Below are 26,338 nucleotides of genomic sequence, written 5' to 3' on the forward strand. Positions count from 1 at the left end.
ATGATCGGCGCCGGTCCCGTACCTCACGCCACAGGACCGGGCCCTATTCCACGCTTTGGTTCAACTCGCGCCTTACCAGTTGTACCTGGCGCTGGCGACCAGCGTGCGCTGGTTACCGTAGAAGCAAGTGTTCGCCGATTGGCAGCCGCTGACGTAGGTGCGATTGAACAGATTCGTCGCATTCAGCGCCAGGCGCCAGTTGGGCAAGTCGTAGTGGATGCCGGCGTCAAACACCGTGTAGCTCGGCACATACAGCGAATTGTCGGAAGCCCCGGCATTGCCGCTCTGGTAGCGGATGCCGGCGCCAGCGCCGAAGCCGGCCAGCGCGCCCGTACGCCAGGTCCAGTCACCCCACAGCGACGCCATCTGGCGCGGCCGCGGGATATCGACCGGCCACTTGCCCAGCGACGAATCGTTGGCCTTGGTGACCTTCACGTCCTGGTAGACATAAGCGGAAATGATAGAGAACTCGCGCGACAGATTGCCAACCGCACTGAACTCGACGCCGCGCGAACGCACTTCGCCGCTCTGCACCGACAAGCTTCCGGTCGGATCGGCAGGATCCGGCGTCTGCACGTTGGTCTGGTAGATCTGGTACAGCGCGCCGTTGAGCATCAGGTTCTTGTTGGCCGGCTGCCAGCGCAAGCCCGCCTCGATCTGCCGGCCCTTGCTCGGCGCGGCCAGGCCGCCGTTAGCCAGCTTGACGCCGATGATCGGATTGAACGATGTCGAATAGCTGACGTACGGCGACAAACCGTAATCGCCCAGGTAAACCAGCCCGACCCGGCCGGAGAATGCATGATCGTCCTGCCGGAAGCTGGTGCCGCCGGCGATATCGTTCTGCCTGGTGTTGCTCCAGTCCTGCCGTCCGCCGAACGTCAGCGCCCAGCGCCGCCATTTGATCTGGTCCTGCGCATACAGGCCGAACATGTTCAGCGTGGTCTTGGTATAAGTGCGCGGGAAAGAATCGGGTCCGGTCAGCATATCGTTGGTGATCGGGACGTACACCGGGTTGTACATGTTCAGGCTGGTCCCGGTCGTCATCCATTCGCTGTCGGTCGTGCTCTGGCGGTTATATTCTGCGCCGACCAATACTGTATGTTCAAACGGGCCGCTGCTGAATTTGGCTTGCGCCTGGTTGTCGATGTCGAAACGGCTGTAGTTGAGCTGGTACAGGCCTGCGTAGCGCAACAGCGTTTGCTGGGACGGATCGGCCGGATCCAGGCCGCCGCCGAATACCTGGCCCTGGTCGAGCGACAGATGCATCAGGCGGGTATTTTGGCGGAAGGTCCAGACCGGATCGAACTTGTGCTCGAACTGGTAGCCGGCCGACCATTGTTTCTTGCGGTAGTGCGAGAAAGTCGGGTCGCCGGTGTACAGGTTTTCGGAAATCTTGCCGTTCGGATTGGGCAGGATGGTGCCTTGCGCCGGCAGGAAGTTATTGGAGGCGTCGCCCCAGTCTTGCAGATAGGTCAAGGACGCGGTAAGCGAAGTGCTGGCGTCCGGCTGCCACCTGATCGACGGCGCGAAAGCGACCCGCTGCTCGGCATGCGGGCCGGTCAGCGAATTGCCGTCGCGGCCGGTGCCGACGAAACGGTACGACAGCGTGCCGTCCTTGTCTATCTTGTCGCCGACGTCGACAGAAACCTGTTTCCTGGCGTAGTCGCCCAGCTGCACCTGCAGTTCGCGGATCCGCTCGCCATTGGCCAGCTTGCTCTGGACATCGACGATGGCGCCGGGATCGCCCTGGCCGTACAGCACCGAAGTCGGGCCGCGCAGCACGCTGATGCTGTCGATCATGTAAGGATCGACGCGCCAGCTTGCCAGGTTCAGCGTACTTGGCACTTGCAGGCCGTTGACGAACACGCTGGGCGTAAAGCCGCGCAATACCGAATACCAGTCGGAACGCACTTCTGAGCCGTACGACGAAAAGCCCGGAATATAGCGCAGCGCATCGTTGATGCTGGCCGCGCCGGTCTGCTCGATCTGCGCCGCGGTGACGACGTTGATCGTCTGCGGAATCTCGTTGAGCGGCGTATCCGTTTTTGTACCGCTGGCGCTGCGCCGCGCCACCAGTCCGACGGTGCCGTCATCGTCCGCGCCGGCGCTGACGTTGATGACAGGCAGCGTGCTGTCTGCCGCCTTGCCATTTTTTTGCGCGTCGTTTGCCGGCTGCGCCGCCTGCTGAGCGTGCGCATGACCAACTGCCGTTGCCTCGAACAGCACACTCACAGCAACGACGATTGCACGCCGACGCGTACCTGTTATCCATTCCATCTTCTACTACTCCCGATTGCAATGCGGTTTGTATTGAAAACCCGCTTTCTTCATCAAAGGGCGGAAGCTATGCGGCCGCCGCCCACTCCGTTTTTCTGTTGATCCACTACCGGACTGAACGTCCGTTCCTGCTTTGCCCCCTGCACCAGCGAGGCGGTGATTTCATCCGAGCGCAGCGCCAGCACCGACAGCAGCGTGTCAGACAAGCCATGGCTATCCTCGCAACAGCCTTGCAGGTAGATGCGCGGCTTGAAGTGCGCCGGCGTGGCGAGCTGGTAGTCGCGCCTGACGTTGCCCTGCGCCAGGGCGTCGCCCAGATACGGCGCCAGCCCGTCCAGCAATCCAAGGTGGTTGGCGCGGCCGTAGCCGGTTGCCAGCACCAGCGCGTCGAACCGCTCGGCGCAGGCATGGCCGCTCAGGCGGTCGCGCAAGGTCAGTTCGACCTGGCCGCTGCTGTTGCGCACCGCTGCTTCGATCGCCGTATTCGCCAGCAAGCGATGACGAGGCTCGGCGGCGACATTCTGCAGGTACAGCATTTCGTAGATCTGTTCGATGAGAGAACGGTCGACCACCGCATAGTTGGTGTCGCGGAAACGATCGATCAGCGAGCGCCGCACATCCTTGGCCTGTGCATAGACAATGTCGGTGTATGCCGGGCTGAAAATTTCGTTGACGAACGGACTGTCGTCGGCCGGCTTGAGCGCGCTGGAACGTATCACCATGCTGACGTCGACGCCGGGGTAACGGCGCGTCAGGTCGACAAACACTTCGGCCGCGCTCTGCCCTGCGCCGATCACCGCGATCCGCTTGCGTGGACAGTTCTGCGGGGCGCCGACCACACGGTCGACGGACGTCAGGTAATTCGAGGTATGAATCACGTTGTGCGGGCCGAGCGCGGTAAACATTTCCGGAATCCGCGCCGAGCCGCCGATCCCCACCGACAGCGCATGCGTCACGCGCTGCCATTCGCGGCCAGCCTCGTCGCGCGAGAAAACCCGCAACGTATCGACCTGGCCGTTGTTGCCTGCCGCGGCCACAGGTTCAATCCCGATCACGGTTTCGCCGTAATGCACGCGCTCGTCAAAAGCCTGGGCGACCCAGCTCAGGTAATCATGGAATTCGACCCGGGTCGGATAAAAATTCTTCAGGTTGACGAAATCCGGCAGCCGGCCGCGCTCGAACAGATAGTTGATGAACGTGAAACGGCTTTTCGGATCGCGCAGGGTAACCAGGTCCTTGAGGAAGGAAATCTGCATCCGGCAATCGTCCAGCAGCATGCCGCGGTGCCAGCCGAATTCCGGCTGCCGTTCGACAAAACAATGGTTCAGGTGCGATGCGCCTGCTTCTTCGGCAAGGCGCACGGCAAGCGCAAGGTTGGACGGCCCGAAGCCGACGCCAATCAGGTCAAAAACGCTATCTCGTTGCATGTCTATGTTCCTTATCAGTTTTACCCGGCACGCCAGGCGTGCCGATTGAAAAAAATTCCTGGACGATGGCGATACAGCCGAAAAATCCGGTTTCAGCCCGCATCGCGCAGCGCCATCGCAACCGGAGACCGCGCGGCCAGGCGCTTGCCCAGAACCGAGAAATACGGTGCAGCGAATACTTCGACGATGGTCAGCGTGTAACCCGCAGTCCTCGCCGCGTCGACGAAGCGCACGATATCGAATGAAGTGGCGCCGGCTTCGAACAGGTTGGCGTCACGCGATGGCGCGTCGCCATCGAACAAGCCATCCCAGACTCTTTGCAGCGCCTCTGAAAAATGACCGGCTTCTGCATGCAACTCGTCGATTCCATCTGTATTTACCGTCGCCAGATCCTGCGGCGTGACATCGGTGAAGCGAGGCTCGGCCGTACCAAGCGCTGCATGCGGCGCGTCGACGAACAGGCGCACGACCTCCAGGTAATCCGTTGCCAGCGCCTCGACAAACGGGCCATCGACCAGTTCGTTGGCATACGAGAATGCTCCGGTCACGCGGCCGTCCGAATGTTCTACGATATCCAGCTCCAGCTCGAACACCACACGGTGCCTGACATCGTTGAATTCACTAAGCGCGAGGCCGGCCCAATCGTGCCCGGCGGCGGCCGGACGCATGTAGTTGAACATCACCTGGAACAAGGGATTGCCGATCGCCGAGCGCGGCAAACGCAATGCAGCGACCACATCGGAGAATGGCGTATCGGCATGGGCATAAGCGGCAAGTGCGCCGTCACGCACCGCAGCCAGGACCGTGGCGGGAGAATCCTTGCCGGCAAGGCGGATGCGCACCACTACCGCATTGATGAACAGCCCAAGCGCAAGGCGGGCGGCGTCGCCCGTCAGTTCGCGCGTCGACGCCAGCACGCCGACCGGCTGGTCAACCGCGCCAGTCGCACGGTAAAACGCTACGTTCAGCGCCGCATGCAGCAACATGGGCAAGGTGGCATGGGTTTCAAGCGCCATTGCACGCGCGCGCCGGACCAGGCTGTCATCCAGCGCGAAGGCAATCCGGCTTGCCGCCCAGCGCGGCTCGCTGGTCCGCCCGGATGAAGGCGCCGGCAAGACGCTGGCCGGCACATCGCCGAGGACGCTGCGCCAGAACGCCAGCCGCGCCCGCGGCGCCGTCGCCGGCAGCACCGGCAGCACCGGCATTGCCGGCAATGGCGCAGGCGCGACACGCGCCGGTGCGGAACCAGAAACCAGCGCGGCATAAGTGGTGCGGATATCGTCGAACCACAGTTCGATCGACTGCCCATCCGACACGATGTGATGAACTACCAGCGACAGCACATGGTCGCCGGCTGCCAGGCGCAGCAGCCTTGCCCGCCACAGCGGTCCGGCGCCAAGCAGATTGAATGGCGTGAGCGCATCTTCGTCGGTCAGCGCGACGGCGCTTGCCGTCGCCGATGCGTCGCCGCTCAGGTCGATTACCGGCAACGCGGCCTGCCAGTGCCGGTCGATACACTGGCCTGGCAGGCCACCTGCCCGCTCGACCAATCTGGTGCGCAAAGCAGGATGCCGCGCAGCCGCCAAAGAGAAAGCCTCGCTCAGAGCGCCGGCATCGAGCGAACCGTGCAGGCGCAATGCAATCGGAATGTTGTAGGCAGCGTTCTCCGGCTGGGTGCGCCACAAGAACCACAAACCAAGCTGCGCGGCTGACAGCGGCAGCACGCCATTGGCGTCGGGAGCGACAGCGGCATCCGCCCCATGGAATTCGGTTTCAAACATCGGTTCCGTACGGACCGAAGCGAGCACCCGCTGCGCATATTGCGCCAGGCTTGGCGCTTCAAACAGCGCGCGCACCGGCACGTCGTACGCTAGCCGCTCGGCCACCCGTGTCGCCACTCGCACCGCCGCCAGAGAATGGCCGCCCAGTTCGAAGAAATGATCGGCACGGCCGACCCGTTCGGCGCCCAGCACCTCGCGCCATATCTGCGCCAATGCCGTCTCGACGCCGGCCGTGGGCGATTCGTACACGCGCTCTACCCGCTTTGGCTCCGGCAACGCAGCGCGGTCGACCTTGCTGTTCGTATTGCGCGGCAAGGCATCCAGCACGATGATATGCGCCGGCACCATGTAGTCGGGCAACGTGTGGCGCAGATGGGCGTCCAGTTCGGCTGCGTCAGCCTGCAACGGACGCTGGCGGGCCTCGTCGCTCAATTCGACATAAGCCACCAGCGCCGCCTGGGCGCCCTTGCCGTGCACGATTGCCACCGCTTCGCGCACATCTTCATGTGCCGCCAGCTGCGCTTCGATTTCACCCAGTTCGATACGCAGGCCACGCAGCTTCACCTGATGATCGACACGGCCGATGAAATCGAATACGCCATCGGCGCGCCGCTTGACCAGGTCGCCCGTACTGTAGAGCCGCGCGCCGGGCGCTCCGAACGGGTCCGGCACAAAACGCTCGGCAGTGAGCGCGGGCCGGTCCAGGTAACCGCGCGCCACTCCTACGCCTTCCCCGCCCAGGAACAGTTCGCCGATCACTCCCACCGGCAAGGGATTGAGCCGCGCATCCAGCACATGTGCGGTACGCGCGCCGACCAGGGTGCCGATCGGCAGGTAAGCACTGTCCGCCAGGCTGGCGGCATCGTCGTGCGGATAGAACATCCACAGCATCGGCGTGATGACGGTTTCGGTCGGACCATAGCCGTTGACGATGCGAACTTTCGGGAATGCACGGCGCATCAGCGCGAACGCCTCGCGCGATGTCGCTTCGCCGCCCACCGTCAGCGAACGCAAGGCAGGCGGCGCGCCGTGCGCCAGCGCCCATTCGGCCAGCTGCGTGGCGCAGCCGGGCGGCACGTAGGTCATGGTGACGCCCTCGCGCACCATCATCTTGCAGGTCAGCGCCGGCGGCCAGAGCGTATCGGCGGTCACCGCCACGGCTGCGCCCGACATGTATTGAGAAAACCAGCCTTCGTGCGCGCCGTCGAAATTGACTGACTGGAACAGCAGGAACACATCGTCTTCGCCAGCGCCGTAGCGTTCGGCGATTGCCGCGCAATGACGGGCGAAAGAGCCATGGTCGACCACCACGCCCTTCGGTTTTCCGGTCGAGCCGGAGGTATAGATCACATAAGCGGCCTGCGTCGGCGCGACGGCCGGCAGTACTGCCGGCGCAATCCCGGCGTCATCCGCGCCGCTGTCGTCGCCGTCAATCCGCCAGATGCGCAGGGAATCCGAAGCCGGCAGCGCCGCCAAACTTTGGTCTTCGGCAATGACATGCGTAATCTGCGCATCATCGAGGATCTGCGCCAGGCGTTCCCGGGGATGGGCCGGATCGAGCGGCACAAAAGCGCCGCCCGACTTCAGCACCGCGATCAGGCCGACCAGCAAATCGACCGAACGGCTGAGCGCGACGCCGACCCGCATCTCGGCGCTGACGCCGGCGGCAACCAGACGCTGCGCCAGCCGCGCCGCGCGCCTGTCGACTTCGCCACGGGTCAGCGAACGATCCATATCGGCGACGCCGCGCGCATCCGGCCGGGTTCGCGCATGCTCGGCGATATGTTCGTGCACCGCCTTGAATGCAGCCGGCTGATGCGCTTGCGGGCAATTCCAGGCATCCAGCTGCGCGCGCTCGGCCGGCGGCAGCCATTGCAAATCGCAGACCATCGTTGCAGGCGCGGCAACCGCGCTCGCCAGCAATGTGACAAAACGTTCCGCCAGCCGCTCGATGGCATCGGCATCGAACAAGTCAAGCGCATAAGTAAGGCCGGCATCAATGCCGCCGTCGTCGCTTTCCTCGAAACCCAGCGTCAGGTCGAATTTAGCGAATGGCGAACCGGAAGGCAGCATGGTGATGGAGACATCGGCAAGCGATGGCAGATGCCTGCGTGCGCCGTAGGCAGCCATTACCTGGAACAGCGGGTTATGGCTTGCGCTGCGCACCACGCCCAGCGCTTCGACCACCTGTTCAAACGGCACGTCCTGGTGCGATTGTGCATCGATCAAGCCGCGCTGCACCTGCTCCACCAGCGCCGCGAACGGCTGCGTGACGCCAATCCGCGTGGCAAGCGCCAGCGTGTTGACAAAAAAACCAATCAGTCCGGCGGTTTCACCGCGTTCGCGGTTGGCGGCCGGCACCCCGACCTGGATCTGCGATTCGCCGGAGGCGCGGGCCAGCAATGCATTCAGCGCCGCCAGCAGCACCGCGAACGGCGTTGCCCGCTGCGCATTGGCCAGGACTCGCACTTGCTGCGCCAGCCGGGCATCGATCCGGAACAAATGGCGCGCACCGCGTGCGCTGCGTTGCGCCGGACGAGGCGCGGCGCCTGGCAGTATCAGTACGCTGTCGTTCAGTTGCCCACGCCAGAACGCCAGCTGGGATTCCCGTTCGCCAGCGTCAAGCCAGCGGCGCTGCCATAAGGCGTAGTCGGCGTACTGGATCGGCAGCGGCGTCAGCGAAACCGTCTCTTTCATCGCATATGAACGGTAAAACGATCCCAGTTCGGCCAGCATGACGTCGACCGACCAGCCGTCCGATACGATGTGATGCAGCGTGATCGCCAGCCAATGCGTGTTCTGGTCCAGGCGTATCAGGTAGGCGCGCATCAGCGGCCCATGCGTCAGGTCGAACGGTTCTGCCTCATCCTTGCGCGCGATTTCCTCTGCACGCGCGGCGCGTTCGGACGCAGCGACATTGCTCAGGTCGATGCTGTGCCATGGACAGCGCACCGGCGCATGCACTGTCTGCTGCACACCGTCTGCGCTTTCGGTGAAAGTGGCGCGCAAGGCTTCATGGCGCGCGATCAGTGCATCGCACGACAGGCGCAAGGCATGGGCATCGAGCGCACCGTCGAGCTGCAGCCGCTCGGTAATATGATAGGCCGCCGGTTCGTCGATCATCCGCGCATGCAGCCACAGGCGCATCTGCGCAAACGAAGCCGGCACGCTTGCCGTGCGCTCGGTGCGCGGCGGAATCGGCAGCAGGCGGAAATCGATGCCCGCTGCAGCCAGTTTCTGAAGAAACAGCTTGCGCTGCGCATCCGGTAATTGCGCAAAACGGGCGGCAAGGGAAAGCAGGTCAGGTTTCACAGTAGTCATCAGTCGGTTTCCATTTCCAGTTCGCTCAGCAGCGCATCGATCGCGCTGGCGGTATCCGGCCCCGGCCTGGCGCTCCGTTCGGCCAGCGCCAGATCGATCGCAGCCGCGCAGCGCGCCAGCGTGCGTTCGTCGAACAGTGTCCGCAGCGGCAGCATCAGCGTCCAATGCAGGTTGGCCTGGGCATTGGCTTGCGTCGCCAGCAGCGAATGGCCGCCGAGCATGAAGAAATCATCGTCGCGGTCGATGGTGTCGAGGCGCAGCACCCGCTGCCAGATAGCGGCCAGTTCGCGCTCGGTATCGGTCTGCAAGGCGGCTGCCGGCTTGTCCTGGCGCACCGGCGCAGGCAATGCGTTGCGGTCGCATTTTCCGTTTGGGGTGACGGGCAGCGCATCCAGCTCAATCAATTGCGCCGGCACCATGTATGCGGGCAATTGCGCATGCAGCAGGTCGAACAGCGGGCCCTGATCGAGCGTGCTGCCGGCGCCGCGCGCGACGTAGCCGATCAGCTGCTCGTTGCGCACGATCACCACGGCATCGTGCACACCCGCAGCCGTCCGCAGCAAAGCTTCGATTTCGCCGAGTTCGATGCGCTGGCCGCGCAGTTTTACCTGGGTATCGATGCGGCCAAGATAGTCAAGTGCACCGTCAGCCCGGCGGCGCGCCAGGTCGCCCGTGCGGTACAGGCGCGCGCCAGGCACGAACGGATCCGGCACGAAGCGTTCAGCCGTGAGTCCGGAGCGGCCAAGGTAGCCGCGCGCCAGGCCCGCGCCGCCCAGGTACAGTTCGCCTGCGGCGCCTGCCGGCACCGGATGCAAAGCCGTGTCCAGCACATGCAGCTGAAGGTTGGCGATAGGATGGCCGATCGGCACCGAAGCCGTCCGGCTGCCGTCCGCTTCACAAGTCCAGTGCGACACATCGATGGCGGCCTCTGTCGGGCCATAGAGGTTGTGGAGCCGGGCGCGCGGCAACAGCTGCGCGACGCGCGCCACCAGTTCCGGCGCCAGCGCCTCGCCGCTGGCGACTATGCGTTCGATGCTCTGGCAGCGTGCGGCGGCTTTGAAGTCGTCGAGATAGCCCAGGAAAACCGCCAGCATCGACGGCACGAAATGCAGCGTCGTCACCCGGTGCGTTTCTATCGCAGCCACCAGCCGTGCCGGATCGCGGTGGTCGCCCGGTGCGGAGATCGCCAGCTTGGCGCCGACCGCCAGCGGCCAGACGAATTCCCAAACCGATACATCGAAGCCAAACGGCGTCTTGTGCAAAACAACGTCGTCAGGCCGCAGCCGGTATGCCGACTGCATCCACGCAATCCGGTTCGCCAGCGCGCGGTGGGTATTGCCGGCTCCTTTCGGCTTGCCGGTCGAACCGGAGGTGTAGATCAGGTAGGCCAGCTGGTCGGCGCTGAGATCCGCAGCCTGATGCAAGGCTGTGGAAGTTTGCATCAGTTCATCGACAGTAAGGATGCGCGCCTCGGCGTGCAAAACAGCAGCGGTGACGCGCTCACGCAGATGGGCTTGCGTGATCACTACTGCCGGTTGCGCATCGCTGAGCAGATAGGCGATGCGTTCAGGCGGATAATCCGGATCTATCGGCAGGTAAGCCGCGCCGGCCTTCAATACGCCGATCAGCGCCACTACCATGTCGAAAGAACGCTCCAGGCAAAGGGCAACGGCGCTATCGGGACGGACACCGGCATCCAGCAGCGACGCGGCGACGCGGCTGGCGCGCTGATCGAGTTCGCCGTAGCTTATCTGCTGCTTGCGGCTTTGTGCGTCAACGAACTCAAGCGCGACCGCTTCCGGCCTTGCAACGGCGGCACGTTCAAACTGGCGGTGCAGCGCGATTTGCTGTGCATCGGGCCAGGCCTGCGTCGTGGCGTTATGGCGCGCCAGCGTCATCAGGTCGTCATCGGTCGTGATTGCCATCGTACCGAGCGCCGCCTGCGGATTGGCGACAATGGCGTTGACGGCCGCTGCAAACGCGCGATGCAGGGAAACCACGCGCGCTTCACCGATGCGCGCGGCATCGTAGCCGTAATCGATGGTCAGCGTCGTTCCTGCCTCGATGACCAGCGTCAAGGCAAAATCGGTCGCTTCGATGTTGCGCAGGCCATGCATCTTGAGGGCTCGTTCGTCGCGCCCCTGCCATGCTTCATCGACCGGATAGTTTTCGAATACAACCAGCGTATCGAACAATGCCCCGCCCTGTCCGGCCCATTGCTGGATTTCGTACAGCGGCGTATGCGCATGCTCCGCCGCGGCAGCGTTATCGCCCTGCAGTTCGTGCAGCCATGCCGCCGCCGAGCGCTGCGGCGCAGGCACGGTGATGATTGGCAAGGTGTTGATGAACAAACCAAGCACGGTGTCGGCGTCAGGCAGCGCATCGGGTCGGCCTGCCACCGTGGCGCCGAACGCCACCGCCGGCTGGTTGGTCATGCGCTGCAGCGCAAGCGCCCATGCGCCCTGCACCAGCGTATTCAGCGTTACTTTCAGGCTGCGCGCGGTTTCAGCCATGCGCGTCGTCGCATCGGCGGCGAACGTCGCGCGCCAGGTGCGATGTTCGGCTGTACGACCGACTTCCGCTTCTCGCTCGGCAACCCGTGTCGGCTCGTCAAGGCGGGCCAGGCGCTGTTGCCAGAATCTGCGCTCCAGTTCAATATCACGCGCGCCAAGCCAGGCAATGAAATCGCGGTAACGGGTCTTGCCAGACGCGGCAAACAGCTGAGGACGCGGCGGTTCGATGTAATCACGCAGCACATCGGCAAAGAAGCGCGCCGTGCTCCAGCCGTCCAGCAGCAGATGATGGCGCGTCCAGACCAGCCGCCATTCGTCGTCCGTCATGCGGATCAGCACAACCCGCATCAGGGGCGGCGCGGCCAGGTCGAAGCTGCTAGCCCGGTCCTGCGCGAGCCAGTCCTCGAACGCCGGCTGGGCGCTTGCGCCGCGCTCGCGCCAATCGAGGATTTGAACCGGCATCTGCGCCTGGCGATGCACAATCTGCATCGGCACCGCTTCGCTGGGGGTGAAGCCGGTGCGCAAGATGTCGTGGCGTGCAACTGACGCTTCGAAAGCTGTGCGCAAACGCGCCACGTTCGGCGCCGTCAATGTGGTTACCAGCTGGTTCACATAGGTCGACTGTTCAGGTGCGAACAGGGAATGGAACAAGATGCCTTGTTGCATCGGCGACAAGGGATACATGTCCTCGACTGTGCGCAGATCGAACGGCAACCGCTCCAGCACATCCTGCGTCAGGCCTGCCGTGCGCGCCAGCGGATAGTCGCCGGGAGTGGCGCTGCCGCCGCGTTGCGCCAGGCGCGCTGCGCAGGCGGCAGTCAATCCGGCCAGCGCTGCTTCGAAACGCTGCGCCAAGGCTTCGATCGTGGCGCGTTCAAACTGGGTCTTGCCATAGACCCAGTGCACCTTCAACGTGCGCGGGCCGTCGGCATCGATATAGGCATGGATCGCCAGCGCATTGCCGAGCGGGCCGGCCGGATCGCGCTCGCAGCCTGCGCCGCCGAAACGCGGCACCAGCGCGGCATCGCGCGGCGCATCGAACTGGCCAAGATAGTTGAACGTCACGCGCGGACGCGGCACAGCCGCCAGCTTGGCGCGGGTGGCAGCGTCGCCGTAATGGCTTAGTACGCCGAAGCCGAGTCCTTTATGCGGCACGGCCCGCAGCCTGTCCTTGACTGCGCCGAGCGTTGCGGCATGCGTGTTTTCGACCGCCAGCGCCACCGGATAGTGGCTGGTCAGCCAGCCGATGGTGCGGCTGGCGTCGATGTCGTCGAACAATGCTTCGCGGCCATGTCCTTCCAGTTCCAGCCGGCAGGACGTTTGCCCGGTATGGTCGCAAAGTGCCTGCGCCAGCGCTGCGATCAGCAGTTCGATCATTTGCGTACGATAGGCGGCGTTGGCGTCCGTCAGCGCAACCCGCGTGAGTTCGGCGTCCAGCACTTGCACCACGATGTCGGCACCGGCGTTGTCGGCGACTGCCTGCGGGTGGTCAAGCGCCAGGTCCTGGTGAGGCGCGGCAAGCGGCGCCCAGTATGGCACTTCATCCAGGAACAAAGAATCCGCGGCGGCAAGCGCCAGCCTGGCAGCCCATTCCTGAGCGCTGGCGCCTGCGGCCGAGAGACGCGCGCTGCGCCGCTCACGCGCTGCACGGTAGGCGGCATCCAGGTCGTCAAGCAATACGCGCCACGATACGCCGTCGACGATGGCGTGGTGAATCGCGAAATAGAGTTGCGTACTGCCATCAGGCAAAGCCGCTGCAAAGGCGCAGGCGATCGGGCCGTGCGCCAGGTCCAGCGTGCTCTGCAGGGCGTCGAACTGCGCCAGTGCATCGTTTTCATCCCGTGCAGCGCCGGCTGCGAGCGGCAAGGCATCAAATGCCCGCGACGCCTGCGTGACCTGCCACGCGCCTTGCGCACCGTTCTGCGTGAAACGCTGCTTGAAGATGTCGTGGTGTTTTAGCAAGGTATCGAACGCGCGTGCGAATGCATCGAGATCGAGCGGTTCTTGCGGGTTCAGCCTGATTGACTGGTTCCAATGGCCGCGTCGTGGAATATCGAGTGCAAAAAAACGCAGTTGCGCAGGCGTCAGCACCAGGTTGCCCTCACGCTTTGGCGCGCCGGGCTTCGCTTGCTGAGCTGCTGTTGCAACCTCGATGGCAGTTGCTGCCTGGCCAAGCTGCGCAATTGTCGGACCGTCGAACAACTGTTTCGGCGTAAAGCGCACGCCGCGTTTGCGCGACCTGGCGATCACCTGCAGCACCAGGATCGAATCCCCGCCCAGTTCAAAGAAATTGTCTTCGCGACCGACCCGCTCGGCTTTCAGCACATCTTTCCAGACTGCCGCCAGCGTTTCTTCGATCTCGCCGCGCGGTGCATCGCTTGCCGCCACGGACGGCGCCGGCGCGGCGGCCAGCACCCGCAACGCTTGACGGTCAACCTTGCCGTTGGCTGTGACAGGCAATACATCAAGTGCGAGCAGCACGGCGGGCACCATGTAATCTGGCAAGCGCAAGGACAACATTTCGCGCAATGACGTTTCGTTCAGCCTGGTTCCAGCGCGCGGCGTTGCAAACGACGCCAGTCGCATGCGCCCTTCGTGCTCGACCGCCAGCGTTTCGGCCTGCGCCACTCCTTCCAGCGTACGCAGCAAGGCGCTGATTTCGCCGGGTTCGACCCGGTAGCCGCGGATTTTTACCTGGTCGTCCTGGCGGCCGAGGAAATCCAGGCGCCGATCGGCGCGCAGCCGCACGCGGTCGCCGGTGCGGTAGATGCGCTCACCTGGGGCGAATGGATGCGGCACAAAACTTTCGGCGGTAGCCGCCGCCCTGCCCAGGTAACCACGGGCCACGCCCGGTCCGCCGAGATACAGTTCGCCGATCGCGCCTGGCGGCACGCTGGCGCCGTTCGCGTCGAGCACGCAGGCATAGGCATTCGGCAAAGGACGGCCGAGCGGCACGCCCTGCGCCGGCATCGCTGCAGCGCGCAGTCCGGCTTGCGCCGGCGCCGATGTGTCGCAACTCAGCGCACCTACAGTAGCCTCGGTCGGGCCGTAATGATTGATCACGCGGCAGCCGGGCTTGAGCGCCGCGATGCGTTCCACCAGCGCCCACGGCAAGGTTTCGCCGCCCATCACGAGGGCATGCGCGGGCAGCACGTCGGCTGGCTGCTGGGCGTCGAGCAGCGCGTGCAGATGGCTGGGCACGATTTTCAGCACGCCGACCTTGCGCGTGCGCATTTCGTGCGCGAACCGGTCCGGATCGAAGGCACATTCCCGCGGCAGAAGGTGCAGCGTACGGCCCGAGCACAAGGCGCCGAACAATGTCGTATGGCCGAGGTCCGCCGCCACCGTCGACACCATCGCCATCGATGCATCGGCGCTGAACGCCAGCTCGTCCAGCATCCCTTGCACATAATCGGCCAGCGCGCGATGGGAAACCACGACGCCCTTGGGCGTGCCGGTAGAACCGGAGGTGTAGATCAGGTAAGCAGCCTGTTCAGGCGCAGGCGGCAACCGGCGTGCTGCGCGATTGGCGAGCAACGGCGTTTGCGCAAGCGCGTCCAGGCCAAGTGCCTGGGCAGCGCCGATGTGCTGCGCCGAGCCTGCCTGGCTGGCAACCAGGATCCATCGCGCCTGGCAGGCGTCGACCGCTGCCGCCAGCCGTTCCTGGGGCTGGGCAGGATCGAGCAGCACGGCATACGCGCCCGACTTCAGCACAGCGACCAGCGCCACGACGAAGTGCACCGAGCGCTCGATGCAGACCGCAACCGGTTGCTCGGCGCCGGCTCCTTGCTGCTGCAGCGCCAGCGCGATCCTGTCCGAAGCGTCGTCCAGTTCGGCGAAAGTGAGTTGCGTGTCGGCGTCCGCCAGCGCAATCCGGTGCGGCGTTTCGCTGGCATGCCGTGCGACCAGCGCCAATACGCTGTCGAATTCCTGCGGCAGCGAACGGCCGCGCCGTGCGGCAAGATAGTCGGCGTTATCGGCGCAAACCAGTTCGGCGACTGCGCGTGTCGGATCGCTCACCGCATCCGCGACCAGCACGGCAAAGCTGTCGAGCCAGGCTTGCGCCGTGCCGGCGTCGATGCCGTCCAGCGCATAGGCGGCAACCAGTTCGATGCCACGCGGGTCGTCGGTGAAATCCAGCGCAAAATCGAAACGTGCGGCAAGATCCGGCCCCGGCGACATGCGCGCGGTCGCGCCCGGCAGGTCGGCGGCCAGTTCAAGGTCGAACTGCTGGGCAAACTTGACCCTCAGCCACTCGTCACCACGCCGCACCGGCGGCTTCACGGCGTCGAGCACCTGCTCGAATGGCACATCCTGGCATGCAAACGCATCCAGGGCGGTCACGCGCACTGCATCCAGCAAGGCAGCAAACGACTGCAGCGGTGCAACCTGCGCACGCAGTGCCAGGGTATTCAGGAACAAGCCGACCAGCGGCGCGGTTTCCGCATGCTGCCGGTGCGCGATCGGCACGGCGACAACGATATCGGTGACTCCGGTCAGGCGGTACAGCCAGGCGTCGAAGGCAGCCAGCAGTACCGTAAACGGCGAAGCGCGAGTGCGCTGGGCAAGTTCGCGCACCGCGTCGGAAGTCTCTTCGGAGAGCCGCAGCGCCACGCGGCCGCCGCGATAGTCGCGGTCGGCGCGGCGTGGACGGTCAAGCGGCAACGCCAGCGGCCCGGGCGCGTCGCGCAGCACGTCGCGCCAATAACCGAGCTGGCGCTCGCCCTCGCCTGCGGCCAGCAAGTCACGCTGCCATTGGGCGTAATCGGCATATTGGATCGGCAATGCCGGCAGTCCGGCAGCCTGGCCGCTGGCGAACGCCGCATAGGCCGCCGTCAATTCATTGAACGCGCAACGCGAGCTCCAGCCGTCGCTGACCGAGTGGTGGCTGGTCAGCAGCAGGCGTTGCGAATCGCCGGCCAGCGTAAGCAAGGTGGCGCGCACCAGCGGCCCGTGCGACAGGTCGAATGCCTCAGCCACATGGCGTTCCGCCAGTTCGGCCGCCTTCGCCGCACGTTCCGTGGCGCTGTATGGGCGTAAATCGATTTCTGCTATCTGTACCGGCAAGACTGCATGGATGCGCTGCATTACGATGCCGTCGTCATTTTCCACCAGCGTGGTGCGCCAGGCTTCATGCCGTTCCAGCAGGTGGTCAAGTGCGCGCTGCAGCAGATCGGCCTTCAAGGCGCCGGTTACCTCCCACTGCACGGCGATGTGATAGGCGGAGCCGGCATCGCGGGTCTGCGCCAGCACCCAGAAACGCTGCTGGGCGAACGATGCCGGACGGTCAACAAAGGGCGCGCCGTTTCGATCCCGGGACATTTGCACTGGAATAGCGCGCACCTGTGTTTCAATTTCGCTGCGCTCGATCAGCAACGCCAGTTCTTCAAGCGAGGGATTGTCGAATAGCGCGTCAAGCCGCGGGTTCACCCGCCATTCGGCTCGGATCGCTGCCTGCAGCTGCATGGTGGCAAGCGAATCGCCGCCGCGCGTAAAGAAACGGTCTGAACGGCCGATAGGCGAAGCATCGTTCAGCAGCCGTTGCCAGAGTTCGGCGAGACCGCTTTCGACAGCTGTCGCCGGAGCAAGGTAATCGGCGCCGGGCGCATGCGACAGCGCAGCCACGGCGTCGCGCAGCGAGGCCCGGTCCAGCTTGCCGTTGAGCGTATAGGGCAGGCGCTCCAGGCGGACGAAGCGGTGCGGCTGCCATGCCGGCGGCAGATGCGCAGCGAGATGCGCCTTCAATGTTTCATCGCCGAGCGCTTCGTCCAACACTACGCAAGCAATCAGCTGAGTGCGGCCGCCGGCGGTTTCGGCAAGCACGGCAGCGTCACCGACAGCCGGATGGGCCAGCAGGCAAGCGGCAATTTCACCCGGCTCCACCCGCACTCCACGGACTTGCACCTGGTCGTCGATGCGCCCCAGGTAATCGAATGCGCCATCGGCACGTCCGCGCGCCAGGTCTCCGGTGCGGTAGATGCGCCCGCCGGGCTGGCCGGCCGGATCAGGCAAGAAGCGCTCGGCGGTAAGCGCGGGGCGGCCGTGATAGCCGCGCGCCAGGCATACGCCTCCCAGCAGCAGTTCGCCGGCTGCGCCTTGCGGCTGGCCGGCGATCCGCGCAGTGCGTGCAAGCGGCGATCCGATCGGCCAGCCTATCGGCAGCGATGCGTAGCCGTTGCCCGGCTCCAGGATTGGCACGCTGGCGGGATCGACCGGCCACAGCATGGGCGAAATGATCGCCTCGGTCGGGCCATAGCCGTTGACCAATCGGATATCGGGGAATGCCTGCCTGATTTCATTAAAAGTATCTTGCGACATCGCCTCGCCGCCGAACAGCAGCACGCGCAACGCCGAGGGCACCCCAAAACGCCTGGAAGCGGCAGCGAATTCGCGCAGGTAGGCAGGCGGCAAGGTAGTGTTGGTGACGCCTTCGCGCTCCATCATGGCGCGCGCGGCCTCCGGCGGAAACGGCGGCGGATCGCTGATCACGACGCTGGCGCCGATTGACAGCGGCGCCAGCCAGGCTTCGATCGACACATCGAAATTCACCGAGGCGAAATGCAGCAGGCGGTCTGACGGCCCGATCGGCAGCGATGTATTCAGCGCATCGCAATGCACGGCAAGCGGTCCGTGTTCGACCACTACCGCTTTCGGTGTGCCGGTGGACCCTGATGTATAAATCATGTACGCCGCCGCCCGCGGATCTACCGGCGCATCCTCGTCGACAGGCGAAGGCTCGCCGTCCGCAATCGGCTTATCGACAATGAAACATTGCGCAAAACGCGCGCGCATGGCGGCATCGGCGGCATCGTCGACGATGCCATGGGCCAGCCCGGCGTCCTGCACGATCCAGTCCAGGCGAGCGGCCGGATGGCGCGGATCGAGCGCAACGAACACGCCGCCGGCCTTCAGTACGGCAAGCAAGGCGACAAACAGGTCGCAGGAACGTTCGACGCACACGCCGACCCGCACCTCGGTAGCGACGCCCGCCGCACGGAGCCGGGCGGCCAGGCGCGAGGCCCGGAGCTCCAGCTCGCCGCGCGACAAGCGCACGGCATGCGGCGAAAACGACGCCAGCGCGGGCGCATCGGGATCAAGCCGCGCTTGTGCGCGGATCTGGTGGTGCAATGCAATCGGAAAGCTCGTCATAGGCATACATGGCTGCATAAAATCCTCTAGGTCTGGCCGCAAGTACGGCCTCTTTGCTAGATTGACGAACCACGCGCCGGAATTTTTACTTAATTCGCCTGGAAATATTTTTTCTCACCTCCCGCATCAAAGCCCTAAATATTTGCCGCGGTCGTTCGTCATCAGGGGTAAGAACCTCTTTTCATTCATTTTTTTCAACCCCCAACCGACTGACCGCCGATGACCGCTGCCACCCAGCCTTACGCTTCCCCGCCCCCTACCGAATCCAGCGCGCAGGCCAAGCCAGCCATGCGCCTGATCATCGCCCTGCTCAAACGCTCGCGCGGCGCCCTGGCGATCGCACTCACCGCCTGTGTGCTGAACGGCATTGCCAGCGTGCTGCTGGTTGCGACCCTGAACCGCGCATTGTCCGAATCCGGCGCAGCCGACGGCTCGCTCGCCTTGCGCTTCGGATTGTGCGCAGTGATAGCGCTGGCTACCAGGGTCATTACCGGCGTGCTGTTCGCACGGCTGTCGCAAGACACCATGGCGCAGTTGCGCGAACACGTCGCCAAGCGCGTCGCCGCAGCCGAGCTGCGCGATGTCGAACGGATCGGCGCCGCCCCCGTGCAATCGGTGCTGACCGACGACGCCACTAACGTCTCGATGCTGTTCTTCGCCCTGCCCAACATCGTGATGCACGGCTCCATCGTCTTCGGCTGCCTCGGCTACCTGGCCTGGCTGTCATGGCCGGTATGCCTGCTGGCGCTGACCGCGATCGTGGTCGGCTCGATCGGCTACCACACCGGCGACAAGCGCGCCATCGCCTCGCTGGAAGCGGCCGGCCGTTCGCAAGACAAGCTGTTCGGCTATCTCGGCGCGCTGTTCACCGGCGCGAAAGAACTGAAACTGCACCAGGCGCGCGCACGCCAGTTCCTCGACGGCCAGCTCGGCGCGGCCATCGGCGAAGTGCGTGACCACCGCCGGCGCGCGTTCAGTTCATACGCCGTCGGCGTCGGCTGGATCGTGTTCCTGTTCTATGTGTTCCTCGGTGCAGCCGCATTCTGGCCGACGCTCGGCGTACGCGCCGACGCAGCCGCCGCCTCCGGCTATATCGTTGTCTTCCTGTTCATGCTGCTGCCTCTCGACGGCCTGCTCAACAACGTGCCGACGCTGAACGCGGCGCGCGTCTCGCTGGACCGCATCGAAAAGGTAATGGAAGAATTCGGCAACCTGCGCACCGTGCCGCAGCTCAGCGAAAGCGCGTCGCATGAACCGTTCAAGACCCTGGTGCTGCGCGATGTCACCCACTCCTATTTCCATGAGCGCGACGAACGGATGTTCAGCGTCGGACCGATCAACCTGACCTTCAAGCCGGGCGAACTGGTGTTCCTGGTTGGCGGCAACGGTAGCGGCAAGACCACCCTGGCGAAAGTGCTGACCGGACTGTACGAACCTGAAGACGGCGTGATCGAAGTCGACGGCAAAGCAATCGGCTCGGCGGAACGCGCCGCCTATCGGGAGCGCTTCACCGCAGTCTTCAACGACTTCCACCTGTTCGACGCCCTGCTTGGCATCATCGATCCAAACGATCCCTCGCGCGCGCAGGCTGACGCACGGGCAAATGCACTGGTCGCCAAGCTCGCGCTGGACCACAAGGTACAGGTAGTCAACGGCGCATTCTCGACCCGCGCGCTATCCACCGGGCAGCGCAAACGGCTGGCGCTGGTGGTGGCCTACCTGGAGGACCGGCCGTTCTACCTGTTCGACGAATGGGCGGCGGACCAGGATCCGGCATTCAAAGCGGTGTTCTATGAGCAATTGCTGCCGGAACTATGCGCACGCGGCAAGACCGTGCTGGTGATTACCCACGACGACCGCTATTTCCCGCTCGCCGATCGTGTATTGAAACTGGACAACGGCAACATCATCAGCGAAACCTACGGCGCGCCAGCCGCACTGCCGGTCATGGCTGCCAACGGCACCGAAGGCTGAACGACGCCCGTTCCCGCAAGACGCGGGGACGGGGTTCAATCCATCACGGGCAGTGAAACAGGAATATCATCGTCAACGCTTCGGCGGCGGCAGCGACAACAATTGTTCGGTCATGGTATCTGCAAGGCGCAGCGCCGACATCGGCCCGCCAAATACCCACAGGTTACGTTCGACCAGCGCCACCCGCCCTGCGCGCCGTGCCGGCACAAAGGGCCAGATCGGCGAATCGAGTTTCTGCTTGAGCGCTACCTCAGGGCCGGTCGAGCTGACGAACAATACCGCCATGCCCGGCTTCTTGAGCAAATCTTCAGAGGTGACGTAAGTAGTGCCCTCACGGGTCGGTGCGGCGTATCCCAGTTCAACGCCAAGCGCACGCGCCACGCCTCCCGCCATGCTGTTGCCGGTGAAAGCCCAGTAACGGTCAGGCAATCCCAGTTCCTGCAGCCAGGCGACCTGCTCTCCGCTGCGGCCAGCCTGCGCGATGCGCTGCGCGTCACGCGCGAGGCCGGCATCGAGTCTGGCTTCGACGGCGCCGGCTTCATCTTCGCGCCCGGCAAGGCAAGCGATGGTGCGGAAGATCTTGCGCGCCCAATCGAGCTGGGTCAGCGACGTGCCGTTCTTTTCAAGGTCAGGGCTGTATTGGAACAATACGGTGGGAGCAATACGGTTCAGCGCCGCGAAAATCGACGCATGGCGCAGCCCGACGCCGAGAATCAGGTCAGGCTTCAAGGCTGCGATTGCTTCAAAGCTGGGCTCCTGCCGCGTGCCGACGTCCGGTACGGCAGCCAGCCGCTCTTTGTCATAGTCAAACCATCCCGCATAATTCGCAGCGTCAGCCATGCCGACCGGCGTCACGCCTAGCGCCGCCAGGTCTTCCGCGAACATGTATTCGAGCACCACAATGCGCCGCGGCCGCTGTGGAATCCCTGGCTGGAACTGCGACACCACGAGATTGCCGGAAAGCGGTTCGCAAGCCGGCTTTCCGCCGCCGGCGCTTGCGGCATCGGCATGGGATCCGCACAACGCCGCACAGGCCGCTGCTATCGCGCAAAGCCGCCGCGCACGGTTCTTCAACGGATGGTTTCCTGCAGTGCAAGCGCTTCGTCGCGCATCGTCAACAGCAATGGACAGCTTGCGCACAGATTTGTCTCTCCCGGGATTTGATTGCGCATGCAGCAGACGCGGCGCGCGCGAAACGGATTCGGCAGCAAGGCCGACCGCGGCTGGATCTGGCGCACCGGCGAACGCAACGGATTGGGCTCGCCGGTGACCAGCATCGGCTGGAACAGGCAGGCAACCTCCTCTGCCGCACCAGGCAGCGCCGCACACTGTTCTGCCAGATAATCAAGCAGGTTGCCGACATTGCCCCACAATACGCGCGGCGCGATGCACGCCATGCCTGCCAGTGTTTCAATCACCGCCTGCAGGTGCTGGATCAGCGGCGCATGGCAGCGCGTGCAGTCGTTCTCGGGCGGCCGCAATGCGTCGGCAGCAAAATACAGCGCCGCCGGCATGCCCGAGCGCAGCACCAGCTGGGTGCGGGCCGGCGACATGTCCAGCGGACGGCGCAGCAACAGCGCGGCGATGCCGGCCGGCGCCGCCAGCCAGAAATAATATTTGCTCCACTGCGACAGCAGCGCCCGCGCGTGGATTTCGGCGTCGCCGCCATAGTGCGACACCATCGCATCGAGCAGTTCCGCGCGATAGGCGCCAAGCTCGGTCAGCGGTATGCAGACGGATTCAGCGGCATCGTCTTCCCTGTCAGGGACTGCCTGGTTCTGATCCGGCGTTCCAAGCCAGACCTGCCCAAGATAGGAGGCCATCGATGTGGGCGCAAGGCCGGCCAGGCAATGTGCCGGCGTGCCCGCCGCGGGAGCCCGCTGCAAGATGTCCATCAGCGGCCGCCTCGTTTCTCGCGCCGGGCCTGGGCAATCAGCAGGATGAGCAGGTATGGCGCACCGATCATTGCAGTCAGCACGCCGGCCGGAATCTCCCGCGGGGCAAGCAGCGTACGGGCTGCGACATCTGCCAGGATCAGCAGCAGCGCGCCGCAGGCAGCAGCCAGCCAGAGCCGGGTGCGGTGCGTGCGGGCGCCCAGCATTGCCGCCAGGTGCGGCGCCATCAGGCCGATGAAACTGACCGGCCCGACAGCGGCGACCGCAGCACAGGCGGCAAGCGTCGCCACGGTCAGCACCAGCGGCCGCAATACGGCAATCGGCAAGCCAAGGGCCGCCGCCTGGTCGTCGCCCAGCGCCAACAGGTCAAGCGGCTTGGCCAACAGCGCCAGCACCGGCAACGCCAGCAGGCACCAAGGCAGCAGCGTTGCCACCTCGCCCCAGCTGCGGCCGTAGGTGCCGCCCACCAGCCAGACCACAAAACGCGCCGGCTGCACGCTTTGCTGCGTGATCAGCCATTGCGACAACGTGGTCCACAGGGTGCCGAGGACCAGCCCGGTCAGCGCCACCGCCATCGGCGCATAACGATGGCGGCGGTTGAGCAGCAGCGTCAGCAACAACGTGGCAGCGCCGCCCGCGAGCGCGGCGGCGGCAAGTGTCGAATGGGCTGCGAACGGCCACAAGATCAGCGCAATGAAGGTGGCCAGTCCGGCGCCCTGGGTGACACCCAGCACTTCCGGGCCGGCCAGCGGATTGCGCACGATGCTCTGCATCAGCACCCCGCTCGCCGCCAGCAGCGCTCCGGCCAGCAGCGCGCATAACAGGCGCGGCAGGCGCAGGTCGAGCAGCATCCGGGTTACTTCGTCGCGCCCTTCCAGCGCAGCGATCCAGCCGGCCGGGCTGATCGACTGCGCACCCAGCGAGGCGCCGGCAAACAGCAGCGCGCAGCCGGCCAGCAGCAGTCCCGCCGCGAACAAGGGCCACGGCAGCGCCGTCAGCGCACGCACGGCGCGGGTTCCGGCGCCAGACGCCGGCCGCTCCTGACCCGCTCCGGCTGCGCCCGGCCAGGCGATTCCGCTGCGGATCATGGCCAGCATCAGCGGCGTGCCGACCAGCGCGATCGCCACCCCGGTCGACAACGTGGCGTCAAGGTCCAACGCCAGCACGGCGCTGTCGGTGACCAGCACCAGCGCACCGCCCACCAATGCCGATAAAGGCACCAGGGCGCCCAGCTTCGATGCTTTTGCGCCGCGCACCTGGCGCAGCAGGTTGGGCGCGATCAGGCCGACATACGACAACGGCCCGGCAATGCTCACCGCAACGCTGGCAAAACCTACCGCCACCACCATGGCCGCGATCCGCGTCGCATCGATCCGGACGCCGGCGGCGGCGGCGGCGTCATCGCCCAGCACGAACGGATTGAGCGGACGGATCACGAACGGCAAGGCAACCAGCGGCAGCACCAGCCAGGCCATGGCGAGCTGGAGGCCGGCGGCGCCGGGTTGATAGAGGCTGCCGCTAGCCCACAATGCGGCGCCGGCGATGTTTTGCTCGAAAAACGCCAGCACCAGGGTCGCAATTGCCGAAAACAGCAGCATGCAGACACTGCCTGCCAGCACCAGCCGCAGCGGCGTGGCGCGCCAGCCGGCAGCCGCCAGCACGCAGGCCGCGGCGGCCAAGCCGCAGCCGAACAGCAGCGGCACCGAAGCTGGGCCGGCAAGCGCGGGGAAGATCATCGCCGCCAGCAAGCCAAGCTGGGCGCCGCTGGTGATGCCGAGCAGGTCGGGTGAAGCTAGCGGATTGCGCGTGAGCGCCTGGAACAATGCTCCGGCCACGCCGAGACAACCTCCGGCGACAAGCGCCGCCGCGACCCGCGGCGCGCTCAGGTCGAACAGCAGGATGCGGCTGAGCGTGGCAGCGTCGCCGCCTTGCGCGGACGCCGCCAGCCACAACTGCACGCCGGGCGCCAGGCGCGCGGCTGCTGCGGCGGCGATCAGCAGCAAGAGCGCCGCGCCGATCAGCCACGCCCTGCTTTTCATCGGCGCGTGGCGGCTTGCCAGTGCCGGCGCAGGTTTGCCTGCTGCCAACGCGGTCATGCCGCCAGGTCCTTGCCGGCGCCGCCTTCGCGCAGCGATGCCGGTTGGGACGAATCGCCATAAGCCGGCACGCACATGGGCGCGCCCGTCAGCGGATGAGCGATCTTCAGCATGGCCACATCGAATGTTTCGTGCAGATAATGTGGCGCCAGCATGGCGTCGGGCGAACCATGTGCAATGATCTTCCCGGTCCGCATCAGCACGATTTCGTCGCTGAATGCGGCTGCCTGGTTCAAGTCGTGCAGCACCCAGACGATTGTCAGTCCATGCTCCTGGTTCAGGCGGCGCAGCTCGTGCAGGATTTCCAGCTGATGGTGTATGTCGAGATAGGTGGTCGGCTCATCAAGCAAGACGATGGGCGCCTGCTGGGCCAGCGCCATGGCAATCCACGCGCGCTGCCGTTCGCCGCCCGACAACGCGGCAACATCGCGCTCCGCGTAGCCCGCAAGCCCGCTGGCCGCCAGCGCCTGGTCGATGGCGGTGTGATCGGCGCGCGTCAAGCCGCGCAGCCAGCCGCCGTAGGCATAGCGGCCATAGGCCACCAGCTCGCGCACTGTCAATCCGGCGGGAATCTGGTTGAATTGCGCCAGCATGGTCAGCGCCCGGGCCAGCTCGCGCCGGCGGTAAGATGCCAGCGGTGCGCCATTCACTTCCACTTCCCCTGAACGGATCGGCAGCAGCCCTGCCAGGGTGCGCAGCAGCGTGCTCTTGCCGCAGCCGTTCGGCCCGCACAAGGCGGTTACCTTGCCGGCCTTGACCGACAGGTCGAGACCGTCGAGCACCACCTGTTCACGATAGCCAACCTTCAACCCGCGCGCCACCAGCGCCGCTCCAACCGTTTTCACCAGAACGCCGCCTTCCGCTCGCCGGTTTTCGGTTCGCTATAGCTTTGCGCCATCGCCACCACCACCTTGCGCACCCCCTGGAACGGGTCGCGCGCATGCGCGGTCAGCATGTTATCGAGCATCAACACATCGCCGGACAACCATGGGAAGACTATCCGCTGCTGGTCCAGCACGCTGCGGATTTCAGCCAGCGCCTCGGCTTCAATCGGCTCGCCATCGCCGTAATAAACGTTGCGCGGCACGTTTTCCAGGCCGACGGCATCGACCAGCGCTTCCTGCATTTCCTCATCCAGCGCAGACAGGTGAAACAGGTTGAGCTGGTTGAACCAGACCATGTCGCCCGTGCGCGGATGGCTGGCGACCGCCTGGCAGCGTTCGCGGGTGCGCAGCAGCAGTTCGCCGTCGTCGCCGTCGCGCCATGTGCAATCGATGCCGCGCGCGGCGCAAATGCGCTCGACCACCCGCGGATCGTCCGCGCCGAAGGTCTGCTGCCACGGCAGGTCAAGTCCTTGGCCGAAATTGCGCACGTAAAGCAGTTCGCGCCGGGTGAAACGGGCAACCAGCGCCGGATCGAGCGCGCGGTAGATGGCGCGGCTGTCGGCAATCGGCGTCGCGCCGCCCGATGCCGCGGCAAGCACGCAATGGAACCAGATGCGCAGCGGCCATTCGCGCGTATACGACTGTTCGTTATGCAGCGGGATCGAGCGGTGCGGCGGATATTCGGTCGACGTGTACACCGCGCCTTCGACCTGGCTGCGTGGCGTCGACGCGAATTCGTAGCCGATCAGCGGGTGGCCGAACGAACCGGCAAAACCCTGGAATGACTCGATCGACGGCACCCGGAAGCCGGTGAACAGCAGGCCGCCGGCCTGTTCCAGGGTATCGTCGGCAATGGCGCGCAATAGCGGCATCGCCTCTTCCAGGGAGATATCGGCGCCGTCTTTCGGCGCCACAACGGTAGGCAGGCCCGGCGCGATACGCAGGTCATCGAGCGCGGGCTGCGGCATGGAAAGTGGTGTCATGCGAAATCCTCTTGCAGGAACAGCGCGCCAGGAACATC

10 protein-coding genes are annotated in these 26,338 nt (G+C 65.0%); 1 reads left to right on the forward strand and 9 read right to left on the reverse strand.

Annotated elements, in window-relative coordinates; genetic code table 11:
- Window positions 1-72: 72 nt before the first annotated feature.
- From V8G57_RS12520 to V8G57_RS12535, 4 genes are all read right to left on the reverse strand, one after another.
- Window positions 73-2,277 carry a TonB-dependent siderophore receptor gene (locus tag V8G57_RS12520; protein WP_342829665.1) on the reverse strand — a complete coding sequence of 735 codons (2,205 nt, stop codon included), beginning with the start codon at window positions 2,275-2,277 and terminating at the stop codon, window positions 73-75.
- Window positions 2,278-2,330: 53 nt separating this feature from the next.
- Window positions 2,331-3,704 (reverse strand): lysine N(6)-hydroxylase/L-ornithine N(5)-oxygenase family protein, encoded by a 1,374-nt coding sequence (locus tag V8G57_RS12525; protein WP_342829666.1) that lies wholly within the window; start codon window positions 3,702-3,704, stop codon window positions 2,331-2,333.
- Between the two features lie 92 nt (window positions 3,705-3,796).
- Window positions 3,797-8,806 (reverse strand): amino acid adenylation domain-containing protein, encoded by a 5,010-nt coding sequence (locus tag V8G57_RS12530; protein WP_342829667.1) that lies wholly within the window; start codon window positions 8,804-8,806, stop codon window positions 3,797-3,799.
- Window positions 8,806-18,468 (reverse strand): amino acid adenylation domain-containing protein, encoded by a 9,663-nt coding sequence (locus V8G57_RS12535; RefSeq protein WP_342829703.1) that lies wholly within the window; start codon window positions 18,466-18,468, stop codon window positions 8,806-8,808. The genes V8G57_RS12530 and V8G57_RS12535 overlap by 1 nt, the downstream gene beginning before the upstream one ends.
- A gap of 219 nt (window positions 18,469-18,687) precedes the next feature.
- Here V8G57_RS12535 and V8G57_RS12540 point away from each other — a divergent pair, with 219 nt between their 5' ends.
- Entirely contained in the window at window positions 18,688-20,442 is a 1,755-nt protein-coding gene (locus V8G57_RS12540) for a cyclic peptide export ABC transporter (RefSeq protein ID WP_342829668.1), read from the forward strand.
- 72 nt (window positions 20,443-20,514) lie between these two features.
- Here the strand turns inward: V8G57_RS12540 and V8G57_RS12545 are convergent, their stop codons facing one another.
- The 5 genes from V8G57_RS12545 to V8G57_RS12565 are packed head-to-tail and all read right to left on the reverse strand — an operon-like array spanning window position 20,515 to window position 26,300.
- Window positions 20,515-21,516 (reverse strand): ABC transporter substrate-binding protein, encoded by a 1,002-nt coding sequence (locus V8G57_RS12545; protein WP_342829669.1) that lies wholly within the window; start codon window positions 21,514-21,516, stop codon window positions 20,515-20,517.
- Window positions 21,513-22,337, reverse strand: coding sequence for a siderophore-iron reductase FhuF (fhuF, locus tag V8G57_RS12550; protein ID WP_342829670.1), 825 nt, complete (start codon window positions 22,335-22,337; stop codon window positions 21,513-21,515). Before fhuF ends, V8G57_RS12545 begins: the two co-directional genes overlap by 4 nt.
- Window positions 22,337-24,433, reverse strand: coding sequence for a Fe(3+)-hydroxamate ABC transporter permease FhuB (gene fhuB, locus V8G57_RS12555; protein ID WP_342829671.1), 2,097 nt, complete (start codon window positions 24,431-24,433; stop codon window positions 22,337-22,339). Before fhuB ends, fhuF begins: the two co-directional genes overlap by 1 nt.
- Complete coding sequence (locus V8G57_RS12560) at window positions 24,430-25,281, reverse strand: ABC transporter ATP-binding protein (protein WP_342829704.1); 852 nt, start codon at window positions 25,279-25,281, stop codon at window positions 24,430-24,432. Before V8G57_RS12560 ends, fhuB begins: the two co-directional genes overlap by 4 nt.
- Window positions 25,275-26,300 (reverse strand): TauD/TfdA family dioxygenase, encoded by a 1,026-nt coding sequence (locus tag V8G57_RS12565; protein ID WP_342829672.1) that lies wholly within the window; start codon window positions 26,298-26,300, stop codon window positions 25,275-25,277. The genes V8G57_RS12560 and V8G57_RS12565 overlap by 7 nt, the downstream gene beginning before the upstream one ends.
- Between the last annotated feature and the right edge of the window lie 38 nt (window positions 26,301-26,338).

It is taken from the genome of Collimonas rhizosphaerae (assembly GCF_038896935.1).
Lineage (GTDB): Bacteria > Pseudomonadota > Gammaproteobacteria > Burkholderiales > Burkholderiaceae_D > Collimonas > Collimonas rhizosphaerae.